The 17,720-nt window shown below is 60.8% G+C and carries 17 protein-coding genes; 14 read left to right on the plus strand and 3 right to left on the minus strand.

Translation table 11 applies throughout. From position 1 onward, the window contains the following. The 14 genes from AC4IHP_RS02400 to AC4IHP_RS02465 form a co-directional block, all read left to right on the plus strand. Positions 1 to 351, plus strand: a 351-nt coding sequence (locus AC4IHP_RS02400; RefSeq protein ID WP_490830794.1) for a hypothetical protein, incomplete at its 5' end; no start/stop codon positions are given. Between the two features lie 177 nt (positions 352 to 528). Then, positions 529 to 2,151 (plus strand): methyl-accepting chemotaxis protein, encoded by a 1,623-nt coding sequence (locus AC4IHP_RS02405; RefSeq protein WP_076566055.1) that lies wholly within the window; start codon positions 529 to 531, stop codon positions 2,149 to 2,151. Next, positions 2,151 to 2,687 (plus strand): chemotaxis protein CheW, encoded by a 537-nt coding sequence (locus AC4IHP_RS02410; RefSeq protein ID WP_460124365.1) that lies wholly within the window; start codon positions 2,151 to 2,153, stop codon positions 2,685 to 2,687. The genes AC4IHP_RS02405 and AC4IHP_RS02410 overlap by 1 nt, the downstream gene beginning before the upstream one ends. Further along, a complete protein-coding gene (locus AC4IHP_RS02415; protein ID WP_490830795.1) occupies positions 2,684 to 3,955 on the plus strand; it encodes a CheR family methyltransferase in 1,272 nt (423 codons plus the stop codon). The genes AC4IHP_RS02410 and AC4IHP_RS02415 overlap by 4 nt, the downstream gene beginning before the upstream one ends. Next, entirely contained in the window at positions 3,952 to 4,635 is a 684-nt protein-coding gene (locus tag AC4IHP_RS02420) for a chemotaxis protein CheW (protein WP_490830796.1), read from the plus strand. Before AC4IHP_RS02415 ends, AC4IHP_RS02420 begins: the two co-directional genes overlap by 4 nt. Next, positions 4,632 to 6,887 (plus strand): hybrid sensor histidine kinase/response regulator, encoded by a 2,256-nt coding sequence (locus tag AC4IHP_RS02425; protein ID WP_490830797.1) that lies wholly within the window; start codon positions 4,632 to 4,634, stop codon positions 6,885 to 6,887. Before AC4IHP_RS02420 ends, AC4IHP_RS02425 begins: the two co-directional genes overlap by 4 nt. Then, positions 6,884 to 7,894: a chemotaxis response regulator protein-glutamate methylesterase gene (locus AC4IHP_RS02430; RefSeq protein ID WP_490830798.1), complete on the plus strand. Its 1,011-nt coding sequence runs from the start codon at positions 6,884 to 6,886 to the stop codon at positions 7,892 to 7,894. The genes AC4IHP_RS02425 and AC4IHP_RS02430 overlap by 4 nt, the downstream gene beginning before the upstream one ends. A 48-nt stretch (positions 7,895 to 7,942) precedes the next feature. Beyond that, complete coding sequence (locus AC4IHP_RS02435) at positions 7,943 to 8,944, plus strand: diguanylate cyclase domain-containing protein (protein ID WP_460124380.1); 1,002 nt, start codon at positions 7,943 to 7,945, stop codon at positions 8,942 to 8,944. 202 nt (positions 8,945 to 9,146) lie between these two features. After that, positions 9,147 to 10,242, plus strand: a protein-coding gene (gene prfB / locus AC4IHP_RS02440; RefSeq protein WP_099758102.1) for a peptide chain release factor 2 whose coding sequence is annotated in 2 segments (ribosomal slippage) — positions 9,147 to 9,218 and positions 9,220 to 10,242 — 1,095 coding nt in all. Because the reading frame shifts where the segments join, the coding sequence is not laid out codon by codon here. 79 nt (positions 10,243 to 10,321) lie between these two features. Next, entirely contained in the window at positions 10,322 to 11,824 is a 1,503-nt protein-coding gene (lysS, locus tag AC4IHP_RS02445; protein WP_076566067.1) for a lysine--tRNA ligase, read from the plus strand. A gap of 105 nt (positions 11,825 to 11,929) precedes the next feature. Beyond that, complete coding sequence (locus AC4IHP_RS02450) at positions 11,930 to 12,643, plus strand: TetR/AcrR family transcriptional regulator (protein ID WP_016771505.1); 714 nt, start codon at positions 11,930 to 11,932, stop codon at positions 12,641 to 12,643. A gap of 195 nt (positions 12,644 to 12,838) precedes the next feature. Beyond that, positions 12,839 to 14,089 carry a flavohemoglobin expression-modulating QEGLA motif protein gene (locus AC4IHP_RS02455; RefSeq protein WP_166554750.1) on the plus strand — a complete coding sequence of 417 codons (1,251 nt, stop codon included), beginning with the start codon at positions 12,839 to 12,841 and terminating at the stop codon, positions 14,087 to 14,089. Between the two features lie 152 nt (positions 14,090 to 14,241). Further along, positions 14,242 to 15,147: an alpha/beta hydrolase gene (locus AC4IHP_RS02460; protein WP_460124384.1), complete on the plus strand. Its 906-nt coding sequence runs from the start codon at positions 14,242 to 14,244 to the stop codon at positions 15,145 to 15,147. Then, the gene (locus AC4IHP_RS02465; RefSeq protein ID WP_460124387.1) at positions 15,144 to 15,473 is read left to right on the plus strand and encodes a PA3694 family proteiin; all 330 of its coding nucleotides are present in this window, start codon (positions 15,144 to 15,146) and stop codon (positions 15,471 to 15,473) included. Before AC4IHP_RS02460 ends, AC4IHP_RS02465 begins: the two co-directional genes overlap by 4 nt. A 173-nt stretch (positions 15,474 to 15,646) precedes the next feature. On the opposite strand, the gene lptF is transcribed toward AC4IHP_RS02465, so the two are convergent. From lptF to AC4IHP_RS02480, 3 genes are all read right to left on the minus strand, one after another. Then, positions 15,647 to 16,435, minus strand: coding sequence for a lipotoxin F family OmpA-related lipoprotein LptF (gene lptF / locus AC4IHP_RS02470; RefSeq protein WP_490830799.1), 789 nt, complete (start codon positions 16,433 to 16,435; stop codon positions 15,647 to 15,649). Positions 16,436 to 16,490: 55 nt separating this feature from the next. Further along, the gene (locus tag AC4IHP_RS02475; RefSeq protein WP_024011747.1) at positions 16,491 to 16,895 is read right to left on the minus strand and encodes a DUF4398 domain-containing protein; all 405 of its coding nucleotides are present in this window, start codon (positions 16,893 to 16,895) and stop codon (positions 16,491 to 16,493) included. 379 nt (positions 16,896 to 17,274) lie between these two features. After that, positions 17,275 to 17,619, minus strand: a complete 345-nt coding sequence (locus AC4IHP_RS02480; protein WP_016771500.1) for a hypothetical protein — start codon at positions 17,617 to 17,619, stop codon at positions 17,275 to 17,277. Positions 17,620 to 17,720 lie beyond the last annotated feature (101 nt).

The raw sequence follows: 17,720 nt of genomic DNA on the forward strand, positions 1-17,720 counted from the left end.
AAGTTGCGCAGTACTGCGCAACTTCTTGCGCACTTGGCTGCAGGGCTTGCCCGGCGTGGGCTGCAGGGCAATTCACCCCTGAAATATTACGACCAACTGCGCAACTTCTTGCGCAGTTGGTATTTGCCCGGACCGAGGTGTCTGCTTCGCGAGCAGGCTCGCTCCCACACGGGAATTATGAGTTGCCGAATTTGGCTTAAGCCGCAAAACCTGTGGGAGCGAGCCTACTCGCGAAGGCGTCTTTCCAGCCACATCATCGGTGACTGTTACACCGCTTTCGCGAGCAAGCTCACTCCTACACCGGATTTGTGGTTTGCCCGCAACCTGGAGCCCACCCCGGAATATGTGTGAGCGGGCTTGCTCGCGAAGGCGGTGGGTCAGGCAAAGCATGGGGTGACTGAAACTCCGCTATCGCGAGCAGGCTCACTCCTACAGGTGCGCGCGAAATGCGGGTTGGAAAGCGTCTTATAAATGAAACACCGCGCTCGGCTATACTCCCCGCATTTCGATCAGGCACGAGGATTCACTGTGAAGAACTGGACGTTGCGCCAACGCATTTTGGCGAGCTTTGCGGTGATTATCGCCATCATGTTGTTGATGGTGGTGCTGTCCTACTCACGTTTGTTGAAGATCGAGGCCAGTGAAAACAGCGTACGCGACGATGCCATCCCCGGCGTCTATTACAGCTCGATGATTCGCGGCGCTTGGGTCGACAGTTATTTGCAGACCCAAAAACTGCTTGGCCTCAAGGAAGGCCAGGGCGTTTCCAGTGAAGACGCTGCCGACTACAAGGCGTTCGAGGCGCGTCTGCAAGAACACATGGCCAGCTATCGCAAGACCATGGCCACCGATGAAGACCGCTCCGAATTCGCCCTGTTCGAGAAGTACCACGATACCTACATGCAGATTCAGGATGCCGTGCTGGACCTGCACAAGCGCAATCTGGAAGCCGATGCCATCAAGCTGTTCAATGAGAAACTGACCCCGGCGTGGTACACCGGGCGGATGAAACTCAACGACATCATTGGCGAGAACAAAGTCGTCGCTGATAACGCCATGGCCAACATCGACGACGCCGTAGCAACGGCCAAAGTCAGCATGGTCATTTCCCTGCTGGTCGCGGTGCTGGCCGCCGGCCTCTGTGGCCTGCTGTTGATGCGCGCGATCATGGCGCCGATGAACCGCATCGTGACCATCCTCGACATCATGCGCACCGGTGATCTGAGTTCGCGCCTGAACCTTGATCGCAAGGACGAGTTCGGCGCGGTCGAAACCGGTTTCAATGACATGATGACCGAGCTGACGTCGCTGGTGTCCCAGGCCCAGCGCTCCTCGGTGCAGGTGACCACCTCGGTGACCGAAATCGCTGCCACATCCAAGCAGCAACAGGCCACCGCCACCGAAACCGCAGCGACCACCACCGAAATCGGCGCAACCTCCCGGGAGATCGCCGCGACCTCGCGGGATCTGGTGCGCACCATGACCGAAGTGTCCACCGCTGCCGATCAGGCCTCGGTGCTCGCCGGCTCCGGCCAGCAAGGCCTGGCGCGTATGGAAGACACCATGCACTCGGTGATGGGCGCGGCGGATCTGGTCAACGCCAAACTGGCGATCCTCAACGAGAAGGCCGGCAACATCAATCAGGTGGTGGTGACCATCGTCAAGGTGGCCGACCAGACCAACCTGCTGTCACTCAACGCGGCGATCGAAGCCGAGAAGGCCGGCGAGTACGGTCGCGGTTTTGCCGTGGTTGCCACCGAAGTCCGGCGTCTGGCCGATCAGACCGCCGTGGCCACGTACGACATCGAACAGATGGTCCGCGAGATCCAGTCGGCGGTGTCGGCTGGGGTGATGGGCATGGACAAGTTTTCCGAAGAAGTACGCCGCGGTATGTCGGAAGTGCAGCAGGTCGGCGAGCAGCTGTCGCAGATCATCCATCAGGTGCAGGCGCTGGCGCCGCGCGTGCTGATGGTCAACGAAGGCATGCAGGCCCAGGCCACTGGCGCCGAGCAGATCAACCATGCGCTGGTGCAGTTGGGCGATGCCAGCAGTCAGACCGTCGAGTCGCTGCGTCAGGCCAGTTTCGCTATCGACGAACTGAGCCAGGTGGCCGTCGGCCTGCGCAGCGGCGTTTCGCGATTCAAAGTCTGATGAGCGAAATCATCGCCAAACGAGGCAGTGCGCCAGTGGCGAAGCCGGCGCTGTTCCTGCTGTTTCGCATCGGCAGCGAACGCTACGCCCTGCGCGCCACGGAAGTGGCCGAAGTGCTGCCGCGCCTGCCGCTGAAACCGATTGCCCGGGCGCCGCAGTGGGTGGCCGGGGTGTTCGCCTATCGCGGGGCGGTGGTGCCGGTGATCGACCTCAGCGCGCTCACTTTCGGTCAGCCCGCCGAGGCGCGCACCAGCACGCGGCTGGTGCTGGTCAATTATCAGCCGGAGCAATCGCAACCAGCGCAATGGCTCGGGCTGATTCTCGAACAGGCCACCGACACGCTGCGCTGTCATCCGCAGGATTTCCAGCCCTACGGCCTCGACAACCGCGAGGCACCGTACCTCGGCCCGGTGCGCGAAGATGCGCAGGGATTGCTGCAATGGGTGCGGGTCAATGACTTGCTCGATGACGCCGTGCGCGGTTTGCTGTTCCCCGATCCGCCGCGTGATCCGGCGCAGTTAGAGGCGCAGCCATGAGTGGTGATCAGCGCTTTTTCGATTTCCTCAAGGAACGCATCGGCCTCGATGTCGCGTCGGTGGGCGCGGCGATCATCGAGCGTGCCGTGCGCCAGCGCACGACGTTGTCCCAAGCCGCCCACGCCGACGAATACTGGCAGCTGTTGCAAGGCTCGCGGGATGAACAGCAAGCGCTGATCGAAGCGGTGATCGTTCCGGAAACGTGGTTTTTCCGTTACCCGGAATCCTTCGCGACGCTGGGCAAACTGGCGCGAGCTCGGCTTAAAGAACTCAACAATATGCGCGCCTTGCGCATCCTCAGCCTGCCGTGCTCCACCGGCGAAGAACCCTACTCGATTGCCATGGCCTTGCTTGATGCCGGATTGCAGCCGCATCAATTCAAGGTCGACGGCATGGACATCAGCCCGCTTTCGGTGGAGAAGGCGCGGCGTGCGGTGTATGGCAAGAACTCGTTTCGCGGTCAGGATCTGGAATACCGCGAACGACATTTTTTTGCCGAGCAGGACGGCCACCGGGTCAACGAATACGTTCGCGAACAAGTGCGTTGGCAGGTCGGCAATGTCCTCGATCCAACGCTGTTGGCGAACGAGCCTGCCTTCGATTTCGTGTTTTGCCGCAACCTGCTGATCTACTTCGACCAGCCGACCCAGAAGCAGGTGTTCGAAGTGCTCAAGCGCCTGACTCATGTCGACGGCGTGCTGTTTATCGGCCCGGCGGAGGGCAGTCTGCTCGGGCGTTTGGGCATGCGCTCGATCGGCATCCCGCAGTCGTTCGCTTTCAGCCGTCACAGCGAGCCGCACCCCGAACCGCTGCCGATGCCTAAACCGGTCGCCGTGCCGGCCAGCCAACCAATGCGCAGCGCGCCGCCAGCGCCAGTGCGCAACCGGCCGTTCGCTGCCGTGACGCCTTTGCCGGTAACGAAAAAAACTGCCAACCCCGACGCCGCGACATTGCTGGCCCAAATCGCTGCACTGGCCAACGAAGGCAAAAGCGCCGAGGCCCGTGCCGCGTGCGAATACTATCTGCGCAGCCATGAGCCGGTGGCGCAGGTGTTCTATTGGCTTGGCCTGCTCAGCGATGTCGCCGGCTTGAGCCTCGAAGCCCAGGGTTATTACCGCAAGGCCTTGTACCTCGAACCGCAACACCCCGAAGCGTTGATGCACCTGGCCGCGTTGCTGCAGGCCCAGGGTGACACGGCGGGTGCCCGACGATTGCAGGAGCGCGCCGCCCGTAGCGGGCGCACCGCCGACAGTGAGCGTAAACGATGAGCGCGTCCGACACCTTGAACGTTACCCACGAAGACGCCCGCGCCATCGACGATTGCTGGAATCGCATCGGCATTCATGGCGACAAGTCCTGCCCGTTGCTGGAAGAGCACATCCATTGCCGCAACTGCTCGGTGTATTCCGCCGCCGCCACGCGCCTGCTTGACCGCTATTCGTTGCAGCAGGATCAGCGCGAAGCGGTGGTCAGCAAAGTCGAAATCGACGTCAAGACCCGCTCGCTGTTGATGTTCCGCCTCGGCGAGGAATGGCTCGGATTGGCAACGCGCAGCCTCGTCGAAGTCGCGCCGTTACAGGCGGTACATTCGCTACCGCACCAGCGCTCGCGGGCCTTGCTCGGTGTGGCCAATGTCCGTGGCGCACTGGTCGCGTGTCTGTCGCTAGTGGAGTTGCTCGACCTCGACGGCAGCGTTGCGCCGGCCAGCGGCGGGCGAATCATGCCGCGCATGCTGATCATCGCCGCCCATGGCGGGCCGGTGGTGGTGCCGGTCGATGAGGTTGACGGCATTCATGCCATCGACGAACGCATCCTCGACGCGGCGTCACAGTCCGGTGCGCAGGCCAGTGCCAAGTACACCCGTGGCGTTCTGCAATATCGTGGTCGCAGCCTGCGCTGGCTGGATGAAGAACAGCTGTTGTCCGCCGTGACCCGGAGCCTGACATGACCCCCGAGCAAATGCGCGACGCCTCACTGCTCGAACTGTTCAGCCTCGAAGCCGAAGCCCAGACCCAAGTGCTCAGCGCCGGGTTGCTGGCGCTGGAGCGCAACCCGACCCAGGCCGATCAACTGGAATCGTGCATGCGCGCGGCGCACTCGCTCAAGGGCGCGGCGCGGATCGTTGGTATCGACAGCGGCGTCAGCGTCGCCCACGTCATGGAAGATTGCCTGGTCAGCGCGCAGGAAGGCCGTTTGTTGCTGCGGCCCGAGCACATCGACGCATTGCTGCAGGGCACCGATCTGCTGATGCGCATCGCCACGCCGGCCAATGCGCCGCAACCTGCGGACATTGATGCCTACGTGGCGCTGATGGGGCGTTTGCTCGATCCGTCGGCACCAGCCGCTGTGGTTGCCACGCCGCCGATGGCCGAGTTGTCGATCGAGCCAGCGCCGATAGTTGAAGAGCCCGTCGAGCCGGCCCCGCGTAAAAACAAACGCACCACCGAAGGCGGCGAGCGCGTTTTGCGCGTCACTGCCGAACGCCTGAACAGCCTGCTCGATCTGTCGAGCAAATCGCTGGTGGAAACCCAGCGTCTCAAGCCGCATCTGGCGACCATGCAGCGCCTCAAGCGCATGCAGAACAATGGCCTGCGCGCGCTGGAAAATCTCAATGTGCACCTGAAGGAGCATGCGCTGAGCCTGGAAGCGCTCGAGTCGCTGGAAGATGCGCGACGTTTGCTCGCCGAGTCGCAGCAATTGCTCAGCGAGAAAAACGCCGAACTCGACGAGTTCGCCTGGCAGGCCAGTCAGCGCGCACAAGTGCTCTATGACACCGCGCTGGCCTGTCGCATGCGCCCGTTCGCCGACGTGCTCAGCGGGCAGGCGCGCATGGTTCGCGACCTTGGCCGCAGCCTCGGCAAACAAGTGCGCCTGGAGATCGAAGGCGAGAAAACCCAGGTCGATCGCGATGTGCTGGAAAAGCTCGAAGCGCCGCTGACTCACTTGCTGCGCAACGCTGTCGATCACGGCATCGAAACCCCGGAACAACGCCTGCTCAAAGGCAAACCGGAAGAGGGCCTGATTCGCCTGCGCGCCTCCCATCAGGCCGGTTTGCTGGTGCTGGAATTGAGCGATGACGGCGGTGGTGTCGATCTGGAGAAAGTCCGCCGCAGCATCGTTGAACGGCAGTTGTCACCAGCCGAAACCGCAGCGCAGTTGAGCGAAGAGGAGCTGCTGACCTTCCTGTTTCTGCCGGGCTTCAGCCTGCGCGACAAAGTCACCGAAGTGTCCGGGCGTGGCGTCGGTCTCGACGCTGTTCAGCACATGGTTCGCCAGTTGCGTGGGGCCGTGGTGCTGGAGCAGACGGCAGGCGAGGGCAGCCGTTTCCATCTGGAAGTGCCGCTGACCTTGTCGGTTGTGCGCAGTCTGGTGGTGGAGGTCGGCGAAGAGGCTTACGCGTTCCCGCTGGCGCACATCGAACGCATGTGCGATCTGGCCCCGGAAGACATCGTGCAGGTTGAGGGGCGTCAGCATTTCTGGCACGAAGGCCAGCATGTCGGCCTGGTTGCCGCCAGCCAATTGCTCAATCGCCCGGCCAGCCAGAACGATGGCGCTACCCTGAAAGTTGTGGTGATCCGCGAGCGCGAAGCGATTTATGGGGTGGCGGTCGAGCGCTTCGTGGGTGAGCGCACGCTGGTGGTGTTGCCGCTGGACGAGCGTCTGGGCAAGGTTCAGGACATTTCCGCCGGGGCCTTGCTCGATGATGGCTCGGTGGTGCTGATCGTCGATGTCGAAGACATGCTGCGTTCGGTGGACAAGCTGCTCAACACCGGGCGCCTGGAGCGCATCGCTCGTCATGGCAATCAAGCTGCCGAAGCCGCGCGCAAACGGGTGCTGGTGGTCGACGATTCGCTGACCGTGCGCGAACTGCAACGCAAACTGCTGCTCAATCGTGGCTACGACGTCGCGGTGGCGGTGGACGGCATGGACGGCTGGAACGCGCTGCGTTCGGAGAACTTCGATCTGCTGATCACCGACATCGATATGCCACGCATGGACGGCATCGAGCTGGTCACGCTGCTGCGCCGCGACAACCGTCTGCAGTCGCTGCCGGTGATGGTCGTGTCGTACAAGGATCGCGAAGAAGACCGCCGCCGTGGACTGGACGCCGGCGCCGACTATTATCTAGCCAAAGCCAGTTTTCATGACGACGCCCTGCTCGATGCAGTGGTCGAGCTCATCGGAGGAGCGCGGGCATGAGGATCGCAATCGTCAACGACATGCCCCTGGCGGTGGAGGCCCTGCGCCGAGCGGTGGCCTTCGAGCCGGCGCATCAGGTGATCTGGGTCGCCAGCAACGGCGCCGAGGCGGTGCAACGCTGCGCCGAGTGCACGCCAGACCTGATTTTGATGGACCTGATCATGCCGATCATGGACGGCGTCGAAGCCACGCGGCGGATCATGGCCGAGACGCCGTGCGCGATTGTCATCGTCACTGTCGACCGTCAACAGAACGTGCACCGTGTGTTCGAGGCGATGGGCCACGGCGCGCTGGACGTGGTCGACACCCCGGCGATCGGCGCGGGCAATGCCCAGGAAGCGGCGGCGCCGTTGTTGCGCAAGATCCTCAACATCGGCTGGCTGATCGGCGACAAGGCGCCACGTGCACGCCCGGCGCCGAGTTCGCCGCGCAGTTCGCCGTCACGCCAGCGGCTGGTGGCGATCGGGTCGTCTGCGGGTGGGCCGGCGGCGCTGGAAATGTTGCTCAAAGGCCTGCCGAGAGATTTTTCCGCCGCGATCGTGCTGGTGCAGCATGTCGACCAAGTGTTCGCCGCCGGCATGGCCGAATGGCTGGCCAGCGCCAGTGGCCTTGATGTGCGTCTGGCCCGTGAAGGCGAGCCGCCGCAAAGTGGCGCGGTGCTGCTGGCCGGGACCAATCACCATATTCGCTTGTTGAAAAACGGCACGCTGGCCTACACCGCCGAACCGGTCAACGAGATCTATCGCCCCTCTATCGATGTGTTTTTCGAGAGCGTCGCCAGTTTTTGGAACGGTGACGCCGTCGGGGTTTTATTGACCGGGATGGGGCGCGATGGCGCGCAAGGGCTTAAGCTCATGCGCCAGCAGGGTTATTTGACCATTGCGCAGGATCAGCACAGCAGTGCGGTGTACGGCATGCCCAAGGCCGCCGCGGCGATCGATGCCGCGGTGGAAATCCGCCCGCTGGAAAAGATAGCGCCACGATTGCTGGAGATTTTCCCCAAATGAACAGGTTGATCGGCAATCCAGGCCCCCGCAGTACTCAGGTGACCGCTCATGAATGATTTACAGATCGACGACATTAAAACCGACGAGAACGCCGCCATGGTGTTGTTGGTGGATGATCAGGCGATGATCGGCGAAGCGGTGCGCCGTGGGCTGTCGAATCAGGAAAACATCGACTTCCACTTCTGCTCCGACCCGCAGCAGGCGATCGCGCAGGCGGTGCGGATCAAGCCGACGGTGATCCTTCAGGATCTGGTGATGCCCGGCCTCGATGGCCTGAGCCTGGTGCGCGAATACCGCAATCACCCGGCGACCAAGGACATCCCGATCATCGTCCTCTCGACCAAGGAAGACCCGCTGATCAAAAGCGCGGCGTTCTCCGCCGGCGCCAACGATTACCTGGTGAAACTGCCGGACACCATCGAACTGGTCGCGCGCATCCGCTATCACTCGCGGTCCTACATGACGTTGCTGCAACGCGACGCCGCGTACCGTGCGTTGCGGGTCAGCCAGCAGCAATTGCTCGACACCAATCTGGTCCTGCAACGGCTGATGAACTCCGATGGCCTGACCGGGCTGTCCAACCGCCGCCACTTCGACGAGTACCTGGAACTGGAGTGGCGCCGTTCGCTGCGCGATCAGACGCAGCTTTCACTGCTGATGATCGACGTCGATTACTTCAAATCGTACAACGACAGTTTCGGTCACGTTGAAGGCGACGAAGCGTTGCGCAAGGTCGCCGCAGCCATCCGTGACGCCAGCGCGCGCCCGTCGGACCTGCCGGCGCGTTATGGTGGCGAGGAGTTTGTGCTGGTCCTGCCGAACACTTCGCCGGGCGGCGCGCGGCTGTTGGCAGAGAAGCTGCGCCAGACTGTGGCGGCGTTGAAGATTCCCCATAACACGCCGACCGAAGGCTCCAGTCTGACCATCAGCATTGGTCTGGCAACCATGGTGCCGCAGTCCGGAAGCGATTGCCGGCTGCTGATTTCGGCGGCGGATCGCGGGTTGTATCTGGCCAAGAATAACGGGCGTAATCAGGTCGGGATCGAATAGGCCCGCGATCCTGGTAGGAGCTGCCGAAGGCTGCGATCTTTTGATCTTGAAAGCAAAATCAAAAGATCGCAGCCTTCGGCAGCTCCTACAGTGAGACTGTGTCAAGTGAATCACCCCCACACCCGCCAGACGGGCTGCCGCGACAGCCTGTTTACGTTATACTCGCCGGCTTTCAAAAGTTCGCCAACGAGTGCTGCCCGTCATGGAAATCAACCCGATCCTGAACACCATCAAGGACCTGTCCGAGCGCTCCGAAACTATTCGGGGGTATCTTTGACTACGATCAAAAGCATGAGCGTCTGACCGAGGTCAATCGCGAGCTTGAAGATCCGAGTGTCTGGAACAAACCTGAATACGCCCAGGAGCTGGGCCGCGAGCGTGCCGCGCTGGCGCAGATCGTCGACACCCTCGACGAACTGAACGGCGGTCTGGCCGATTGCCGCGACCTGCTGGACATGGCCGTCGAAGAAAACGACGAAGGCGCAGTGGGCGATGTCGTCGCCGAGCTGGCCCGTCTCGAGGAAAATCTGGCCAAGCTGGAATTCCGCCGCATGTTCAGCCATGAAATGGACCCGAACAACGCCTACCTGGACATCCAGGCCGGTTCCGGCGGCACCGAAGCGCAGGACTGGGCCAACATCCTGCTGCGCATGTACCTGCGCTGGGCCGACAAACGCGGTTTCGACGCGACCATCATGGAACTGTCCGCCGGTGAAGTCGCCGGGATCAAGGGCGCGACCGTGCACATCAAGGGCGAATACGCCTTTGGCTGGCTGCGTACCGAGATCGGCGTGCACCGTCTGGTGCGCAAGAGCCCGTTCGACTCCGGCAACCGTCGTCACACCTCGTTCTCCGCTGTTTTCGTCTCGCCAGAGATCGATGACAAGGTGGAAATCGAAATCAACCCGGCAGACCTGCGGATCGACACCTATCGTTCCTCCGGTGCCGGTGGTCAGCACGTAAACACCACCGACTCGGCCGTACGTATCACCCACGTACCGACCAACACCGTGGTCAGCTGCCAGAACGAGCGTTCCCAGCACGCCAACAAGGACACCGCGATGAAAATGCTGCGGGCCAAGTTGTACGAGCAGGAAATGCAGAAGCGCAACGCCGCCTCGCAAGCGCTGGAAGACACCAAGTCGGACATCGGCTGGGGTCACCAGATCCGCTCTTACGTGCTCGATGCCTCGCGGATCAAGGATCTGCGTACCAACATCGAACGCAGCGATTGCGACAAGGTGCTCGATGGTGACATCGACGAGTACCTGGAAGCGAGCCTGAAATCCGGCCTGTAACACCCTCTGTGGGAGCGGGCTCGCCCGCGATCCCCAGCCGAAGGCTGGGGGCAACGAACCTGATGGAATACTTAAAGACATGAGCGACCTACAACTCGACCCGCAAGCCCTGCAACAGGAAGAAAACTCCCTGATCGCCCTGCGCAAGGAAAAGCTTGCTGCCGAGCGCGCCAAGGGCAATGCCTTCCCGAACGACTTCCGCCGCGAAAACTACTGCGATGCCTTGCAGAAACAGTACGCGGACAAGACCAAGGAAGAACTGGCAGAGGCTGCAATCCCGGTCAAGGTTGCCGGTCGCATCATGCTCAACCGTGGCTCGTTCATGGTGATCCAGGACATGACCGGGCGCATTCAGGTCTACGTCAACCGCAAGACGCTGTCGGAAGAAACCCTGGCGGCAGTGAAAACCTGGGACATGGGCGACATCATTGCCGCTGAAGGCACCCTGGCGCGTTCCGGCAAAGGCGACCTGTACGTTGAAATGACCAACGTGCGCCTGCTGACCAAATCGCTGCGTCCGCTCCCGGACAAGCACCATGGCCTGACCGACACCGAGCAGCGCTACCGTCAGCGCTACGTCGACCTGATCGTCAACGAAGACGTGCGCCAGACCTTCCGCGTGCGTTCGCAAGTGATCGCGCACATTCGCAGCTTCCTGATGAAGCGCGACTTCCTCGAAGTCGAAACGCCGATGCTGCAGACCATTCCCGGCGGCGCTGCGGCCAAGCCGTTCGAAACGCACCACAATGCGCTGGACATGGAAATGTTCCTGCGTATCGCCCCTGAGCTGTATCTGAAGCGTCTGGTGGTCGGTGGTTTCGAGAAAGTCTTCGAGATCAACCGCAATTTCCGTAACGAAGGCGTTTCGACCCGCCACAATCCTGAATTCACCATGTTGGAGTTCTATCAGGCGTACGCCGATTACGAAGACAACATGGACCTCACCGAAGAACTGTTCCGCGAGCTGGCGCAGCTGGTGCTGGGCAGCACCGACGTGCCGTACGGCGACAAGGTGTTTCACTTCGGCGAGCCGTTCGTGCGCCTGTCGGTGTTCGACTCGATCCTCAAGTACAACCCTGAGCTGACCGCCGATGATCTGAACGACATCGACAAGGCTCGCGCCATCGCCAAGAAGGCCGGCGCCAAGGTGCTGGGCTTCGAAGGTCTGGGCAAACTGCAGGTGATGATTTTCGAAGAGCTGGTCGAGCACAAGCTGGAGCAGCCGCACTTCATCACTCAGTACCCGTTCGAAGTGTCGCCGCTGGCCCGTCGCAATGACGAGAACCCGAACGTCACCGACCGCTTCGAGCTGTTCATCGGTGGCCGTGAAATCGCCAACGCCTACTCCGAGTTGAACGACGCCGAAGACCAGGCCGAGCGCTTCATGGCGCAGGTTGCGGACAAGGACGCCGGTGACGACGAAGCCATGCACTACGACGCCGATTTCGTCCGTGCGCTGGAGTACGGCATGCCGCCAACCGCCGGTGAAGGTATCGGCATCGATCGTCTGGTGATGTTGCTGACCAACTCGCCGTCGATCCGCGATGTGATCCTGTTCCCGCACATGCGACCGCAAGCGTAAACGTTTCAGTTAAAAAGCCGCCTAAAACAGGCGGCTTTTTATTGCCTGTCTGGTACAAATGTATCAATTGGTTAATTTGGAATTAGTAGAGGAAGTGCTGTCGTGATGGGTGCATTAGCTCAAGAAGGTGCAGCGGGTATCGCCACTGCGGTCGCTGAAAGTGTTCAGTACCAGGGCCGCAAGGCCAGCCGACAGGGCAGTGAGCAGCGTCGCCAGGACATTCTCGACGCCGCAATGCGCATTGTCGTGCGCGACGGCGTGCGTGCCGTGCGCCATCGTGCGGTCGCGGCGGAGGCCGGTGTGCCGCTGTCGGCGACCACGTACTACTTCAAGGACATCGATGACCTGCTCACCGATACCTTCGCCCAATACGTTGAACGTAGCGCGGCGTACATGGCCAAGTTGTGGATCAACAACGAAGGCCTGTTGCGCGAAATGGTGGTCAGCGCTGACGGCAGCCCGGAGTCGCGCTCGCAGCTGGCCGATGACATCGCGCGGCTGATGGCCGATTACGTGCACCGGCAACTGATCAACCGCCGCGAGCATCTGATGGCCGAACAGGCGTTCCGTCAGGAAGCGCTGCTTAATCCGCGTCTGGCCATTCTGGTGCGTTCGCATCAGCAGATTCTGTTGCAGGGCACCTGCCAGTTGTTCCAGGTACTGGGCTCGCGCGAACCACAGCAGGATGCCAAGGTGTTGACGGCGATTATCGGGCGGATGGAATATCAGGGCCTGCTCAACGACGCCGAGCCGTTGGCCGAAGAGGACATGCTCGGGATTCTGACGCGGTATATGCACCTTGTATTGGCGTCGGTGTAACACAATGCCGTCCGTCTGACGCCGATCCCCCTGTAGGAGCTGCCGAAGGCTGCGATCTTTTGATCTGCTTTTAGAAGACCAAGATCAAAAGATCGCAGCCTTCGGCGGCTCCTGCAGGGAGCCCGCGCCCAGTCATTCAAAGCGTCACGTTTTCTACAGGAGTTTCGGGTGGACGATTACCAGCAGACGATACGCATGTTGTCCGATCGCATTGTGCTGGCGCAGACGCCGATCCGCGTGCTCGATGCGGTCAAGTGGGACGACAACGTGCGCAAGGGCTTCCTCAAGGCCAAAGGCAAGGAAATGCCGGCGGTGGATCGCGACTACTACCTCAACCGCCCGCTGTCGTTCGATTCGAGCCAGGTCAAACTGGAGTTCCAGAACATCGAGCGCGACATCACCCGCCAGCTCGGCCAGTTCAACCCGGTCGGGCAGATCATGCGGCGCATGTGCAAGGAATACCGCATGGTGGTGCGCATGCTCGAGGCGCGCGGCACCGAGGACTTCGGCCTGATCTCGCAGGAGCTGTACGGCGCGGCGTCCGATGCTTTCCACGCCGGTGACCCGACCCTCGCCGACCTTGGCCTGATGATGTCCGACTACCTGAACAACATCGACGGACGCGGCGATCTCAAGGACGAGCCGAAGATCCTCACCGCCAAAGACGCGGTGCACCTGCTGCAAACCCGACTGAACAAAGTGTTCGGCGAGGCCGAAGAGACCATTCGCGTGTTCGAGTCCGACGGCATCGTCGCCGACGCCGCGGCGGGCGCCGACTACATCAAGATTCGCACCGACGCGCTGTTCAACGACCGCGACGTGCGCGCACTGGAAGTCCACGAAGGTCTGGTGCACGTCGGCACTACGCTCAATGGCTTGAATCAGCCGATCTGCACGTTCCTGTCGAAAGGCCCGCCCTCGTCCACGGTGACCCAGGAAGGCCTGGCGATCCTGATGGAGATCATTACTTTCGCCTCCTACCCGAGTCGCCTGCGCAAACTGACCAACCGCACCCGTGCAATTCATATGGTCGAAGAGGGCGCGGACTTCTTGCAGATCTACGAATTCTTCCGCGAGCAGGGTTTCGAGATGGCCGAAAGCTACGGCAATGCCAGCCGGGTTTTCCGTGGCTCGACGCCGACCGGTCTGCCATTCACCAAAGACTTGTCCTACCTCAAGGGCTTCATCATGGTTTACAACTACATTCAGTTGGCCGTGCGCAAAGGCAAGCTCGAGCAGATTCCGCTGTTGTTCTGTGGCAAGACCACACTGGAAGACATGCGTACCTTGCGGCAACTGGTGGATGAAGGGCTGGTGGTGCCGCCGAAGTATCTGCCGGACCAGTTCCGGGACTTGAATGCGTTGTCGGCGTGGATGTGTTTCTCCAACTTCCTCAACCATTTGAGCCTGGACCGGATTGAGGCGGACTACTCCAATATCCTCTAACCCCAGCACCGACCCCCTTGTGGGAGCGAGCCTGCTCGCGAATGCGATTTCACCTTCAACATTCATGTTGGCTGATACACCGCTTTCGCGAGCAGGCTCGCTCCCACAGGTTTGATTTGTGTTCAGTTCTCTTCTTTGCGAGGTTTCACCGGATGAGAATCCTCGGCATTCTTTGCCTGCTCTTGACCCTCGGCGGTTGCAGTTCGCTGCTGTTCTACCCTGAACCGGGCCAGATCTTCACCCCGGACAAAGCCAAACTCGAATACCGCACCGTCACTCTGCTCACCGCTGATGGCTTGAAACTCAACGCCTGGTGGCTGCCGGCCAAACCTGGCGTCGAGGTCAAAGGCACGGTCCTGCATCTGCACGGCAACGGCGGCAATTTGCCGATGCATCTGGGCGGGAGCTGGTGGTTACCGAAGAACGGCTATCAGGTGCTGCTGGTCGACTATCGCGGCTACGGTTTGTCCGAAGGCAAGCCGAGCCTGCCGGCTATCTATCAGGACATCGACGCGGCGTTCGCCTGGCTCGACAATGCACCCGAGGTCAAAGGCAAACCGCTGGTGCTGCTCGGGCAAAGTCTGGGCGGCGCGATGTCGGTGCATTGGCTGGCGCAGCACCCGGAGCGGCAAAAACAACTCAAGGCGCTGGTGCTGGATGGCGTACCGGCCAGTTATCGCAGTGTCGGCCAATTCGCCCTCAGCACTTCGTGGCTGACCTGGCCGTTACAGGTGCCGCTGTCGTGGCTGGTGCCGGATGGCGACAGCGCGATCAACTCGATGGCGCAGCTGACGGGCGTGCCCAAGCTGATCTTCCACAGCATCGACGATCCGCTGGTGCCAATGGTCAACGGCATTCGTCTGTATCAGGCAGCGCCGCCGCCGCGCGTGTTGCAGCTGACCCGTGGCGGTCATGTGCAAACCTTCGGCGACCCGGTGTGGCGTCAGGTCATGCTGCGCTATCTCGATGATCCCGAACACTTCGACGGCCTGCGCCGCCTCGGCGAAATCCCCAACTATCCGCCGCCCCCGAATTCCGAAGATGAGACCCCGCAATGACTGAAGAACGTAATGCCATTCCGCTGATCATCACCGGTATCTGCAGTATCCTCGGCACCGTCGGGGCGCTCTGGTACTACGGCTACCTACATTTTGCCAAGCCGGAGGATGCGTTGCTGCTCAGCGAATTCACCATGCTCAAGACCGTGCCGGGCGAGGACTACAAAGTCTCGCTGAGCCCCGCGCCGCAAGTGGCGCAGTGCATTGATGGCGTGCTGGTGCTGTTTGATACTGAGCAGAAAGGCCTGACCGGGGTGCTGGTCAACGCGCAGAAGAAAGCGGTGCGTTGCATGGGTGAGGAAACCCCACAAAAACTCCAGCAGTAACCGCATCTAATGTGGGAGCGAGCCTGCTCGCGAATACGGATTCACCTTCAACATTGATGTGAATGACACGCCGCTTTCGCGAGCAGGCTCGCTCCCACAAGGAATTTCTGGTCGCGCATTAAAAAGCCCCGCCTGATCAAGTCAGGCGGGGCTTTTGCGTTACCGGGTGAAGCTTAGTTCGAGCTCACCGAAGAACGCGGTGCTACTGGCTGGTTGTCGTTGGAAATGGTCACTTCCACGCGACGGTTCATCGCACGGCCCGAGACGCTGCCGTTATCCGCTACCGGGTATTCCTTGCCATAACCCTGAGCGACGATGCGCGAAGGATCGACACCCATCTTGATCAGGGCCATCTGCACGGAAGTCGCGCGGCGCTCGGACAGCGACTGGTTGTAGCTCGCGGTGCCGGTGCTGTCGGTGTAACCCTCGACGATCACTTTGCGATCCGGGTTTTCCTGAAGGAATTGCGCCAGTTTGTTGATGTTCACCAGGCCGCTGGATTTCAGATCAGCCTTGTTGGTGGCGAACAGCACGTCACCGAAAGTCACCAGCGTACCGCGATCGGTCTGCTTGGCGTTGAGGCTGTCCTGCAGCTGTTTGATCTGCTGGTCACGCGCGTCCAGGCGAGCCTGAGCACGTTGGACTGCGGCGTTTTTCAGGTTGTTTTCAGCGGTGCGCAGAGCGATGGTCTGCTTGGCCACTTCGACGCGCTGGTTGGTCAGGTAAGCCAGTTGGTCAACCTTGGCCGCGTCTTCCTTGTCCAGATAAGCCTTGTCGGCCTTGTCCAGGTAATCGCTGGCGTCTTTGGTTTCCAGCGCCGCGACTTTGCTCGCCTGTGGGTTGGCCTGCAGGCCGGCGTAGTTGGTGCGCGCCTGTTCCAGGTTCGGGTTAGGCGGAGTAGAGCAGGCAGCCAGTGCAACGCTTGCGGCCAGAAGAGCGGGAATCATCAGTTGCTTACGCATAATTTTTCGTCCTTTCTATCGGTAAGAGTTTCAGCTTTGCGGTCGGGATGCGCGCTTACTGCACAGTGCGCTGGCTTTCCTGACGCAGTTCCTGAACACCTTTCTGGGAATCCTTCACAGCCTGTTCGGCCTTGGCGGCCTGAGCCTTGCGTTCAGCGACGCGAGCGTCCCATTCAGCCTGTTCGGACAGGCGACGGGCCTCGTCATACTTCTTGTCGTGCATGGCGATTTCAGCTTGTTTCAGTTTGTCCTGAGCCTGCTTCATTTCCACCGCAGCGAACTCGGTACCGCCAGCGCTGACGGCGCTGTTGACGGCCGATTGGGTCACGGCGTACTGCTCGGTCGGTGGGTTGCCGGCGCAACCGGCCAGTACGAAGCTGGTGCCGATGGCCAGAGCGGCCAGTTTCAGACCGCGCAGGTGGGAAAACGAGGTTTGGGTTTTCATGGTCTTCAACTCCATTAGGCATCTCCTGAAAATACAACTGAATCCATCCTGGCAGAGGAGGCGAAAGCATCGCTTGTAGACGCGAATTGAAACGCTCGTTCCAGGCGTGGTTACCTGTTCCGACCGGCGGCATTTTTGAAAAGTTCAGAAAAGATGGCCTATCGCCAAAAATTAAATTGACCGTTTGGACAAGGCTCTGGGACGGGAACTTTGGCGGTTTCAATCGGTACGCGCGGGTGTAGATTTGTCCATTGATAAACCAATTTTCGCACTGCAATACAGCCCATGTGGGAGCGAGCCTGCTCGCGAATGCGATGTGTCAGTCAGCGCAAATGCTGAATGAAAATCCGCATTCGCGAGCAGGCTCGCTCCCACGGTTTAGACCTGTGTCGAATCAGTGCTTCTGCTTGTTCTCAGCCGAGGACAAATCATGCAAATGCCGCCGCGACAACGCCAGAAAACGCGGCGTCGGGCCGACATCCTCATACAACGGATCACCTTCCTCATCCGTCGCCACCACCGTCGAACCTTTCACATACGGCAGGCTTGCTTCGAACTCTTCAAGCGCGGCGCCGATCAGTTCACCGAGCAGCTCCTCGGGATGACGTTTGGGGTACATCTCGGCAATCGCCGCCAGTCGTGCGGCGGCTTCAACATCCAGATGAATCGTGTAGCCGGTGTCGGTCAGGCGACCTTTGGCGTTTTCTTCCCAATGCTGGGCGAGTTCACGAATTTTCATGATGACCTCATTTAGCGCCTGCTGATGGCAGGCCTGGGTGAGTGTCCGGCAGCGCCGGCGGCGGGCCGTCGTACGGCTTACTGTTGAGACTGGCTTTCGCG

The organism is Pseudomonas sp. UF-293 (assembly GCF_058245595.1).

Excerpts from the sequence above, each read along its gene's own strand:
- AC4IHP_RS02430 (WP_490830798.1), top strand. The coding sequence starts at position 6,884 with ATGAGGATCGCAATCGTCAACGACATGCCCCTGGCGGTGGAGGCCCTG.
- lysS (WP_076566067.1), top strand. The coding sequence starts at position 10,322 with ATGAGCGACCTACAACTCGACCCGCAAGCCCTGCAACAGGAAGAAAAC.
- AC4IHP_RS02415 (WP_490830795.1), top strand. The coding sequence starts at position 2,684 with ATGAGTGGTGATCAGCGCTTTTTCGATTTCCTCAAGGAACGCATCGGC.
- AC4IHP_RS02465 (WP_460124387.1), top strand. The coding sequence starts at position 15,144 with ATGACTGAAGAACGTAATGCCATTCCGCTGATCATCACCGGTATCTGC.
- AC4IHP_RS02425 (WP_490830797.1), top strand. The coding sequence starts at position 4,632 with ATGACCCCCGAGCAAATGCGCGACGCCTCACTGCTCGAACTGTTCAGC.
- AC4IHP_RS02455 (WP_166554750.1), top strand. The coding sequence starts at position 12,839 with ATGTTGTCCGATCGCATTGTGCTGGCGCAGACGCCGATCCGCGTGCTC.
- AC4IHP_RS02475 (WP_024011747.1), bottom strand. The coding sequence starts at position 16,895 with ATGGAGTTGAAGACCATGAAAACCCAAACCTCGTTTTCCCACCTGCGC.
- AC4IHP_RS02450 (WP_016771505.1), top strand. The coding sequence starts at position 11,930 with ATGGGTGCATTAGCTCAAGAAGGTGCAGCGGGTATCGCCACTGCGGTC.
- AC4IHP_RS02435 (WP_460124380.1), top strand. The coding sequence starts at position 7,943 with ATGAATGATTTACAGATCGACGACATTAAAACCGACGAGAACGCCGCC.
- AC4IHP_RS02460 (WP_460124384.1), top strand. The coding sequence starts at position 14,242 with ATGAGAATCCTCGGCATTCTTTGCCTGCTCTTGACCCTCGGCGGTTGC.
- AC4IHP_RS02410 (WP_460124365.1), top strand. The coding sequence starts at position 2,151 with ATGAGCGAAATCATCGCCAAACGAGGCAGTGCGCCAGTGGCGAAGCCG.
- lptF (WP_490830799.1), bottom strand. The coding sequence starts at position 16,435 with ATGCGTAAGCAACTGATGATTCCCGCTCTTCTGGCCGCAAGCGTTGCA.
- AC4IHP_RS02480 (WP_016771500.1), bottom strand. The coding sequence starts at position 17,619 with ATGAAAATTCGTGAACTCGCCCAGCATTGGGAAGAAAACGCCAAAGGT.
- AC4IHP_RS02420 (WP_490830796.1), top strand. The coding sequence starts at position 3,952 with ATGAGCGCGTCCGACACCTTGAACGTTACCCACGAAGACGCCCGCGCC.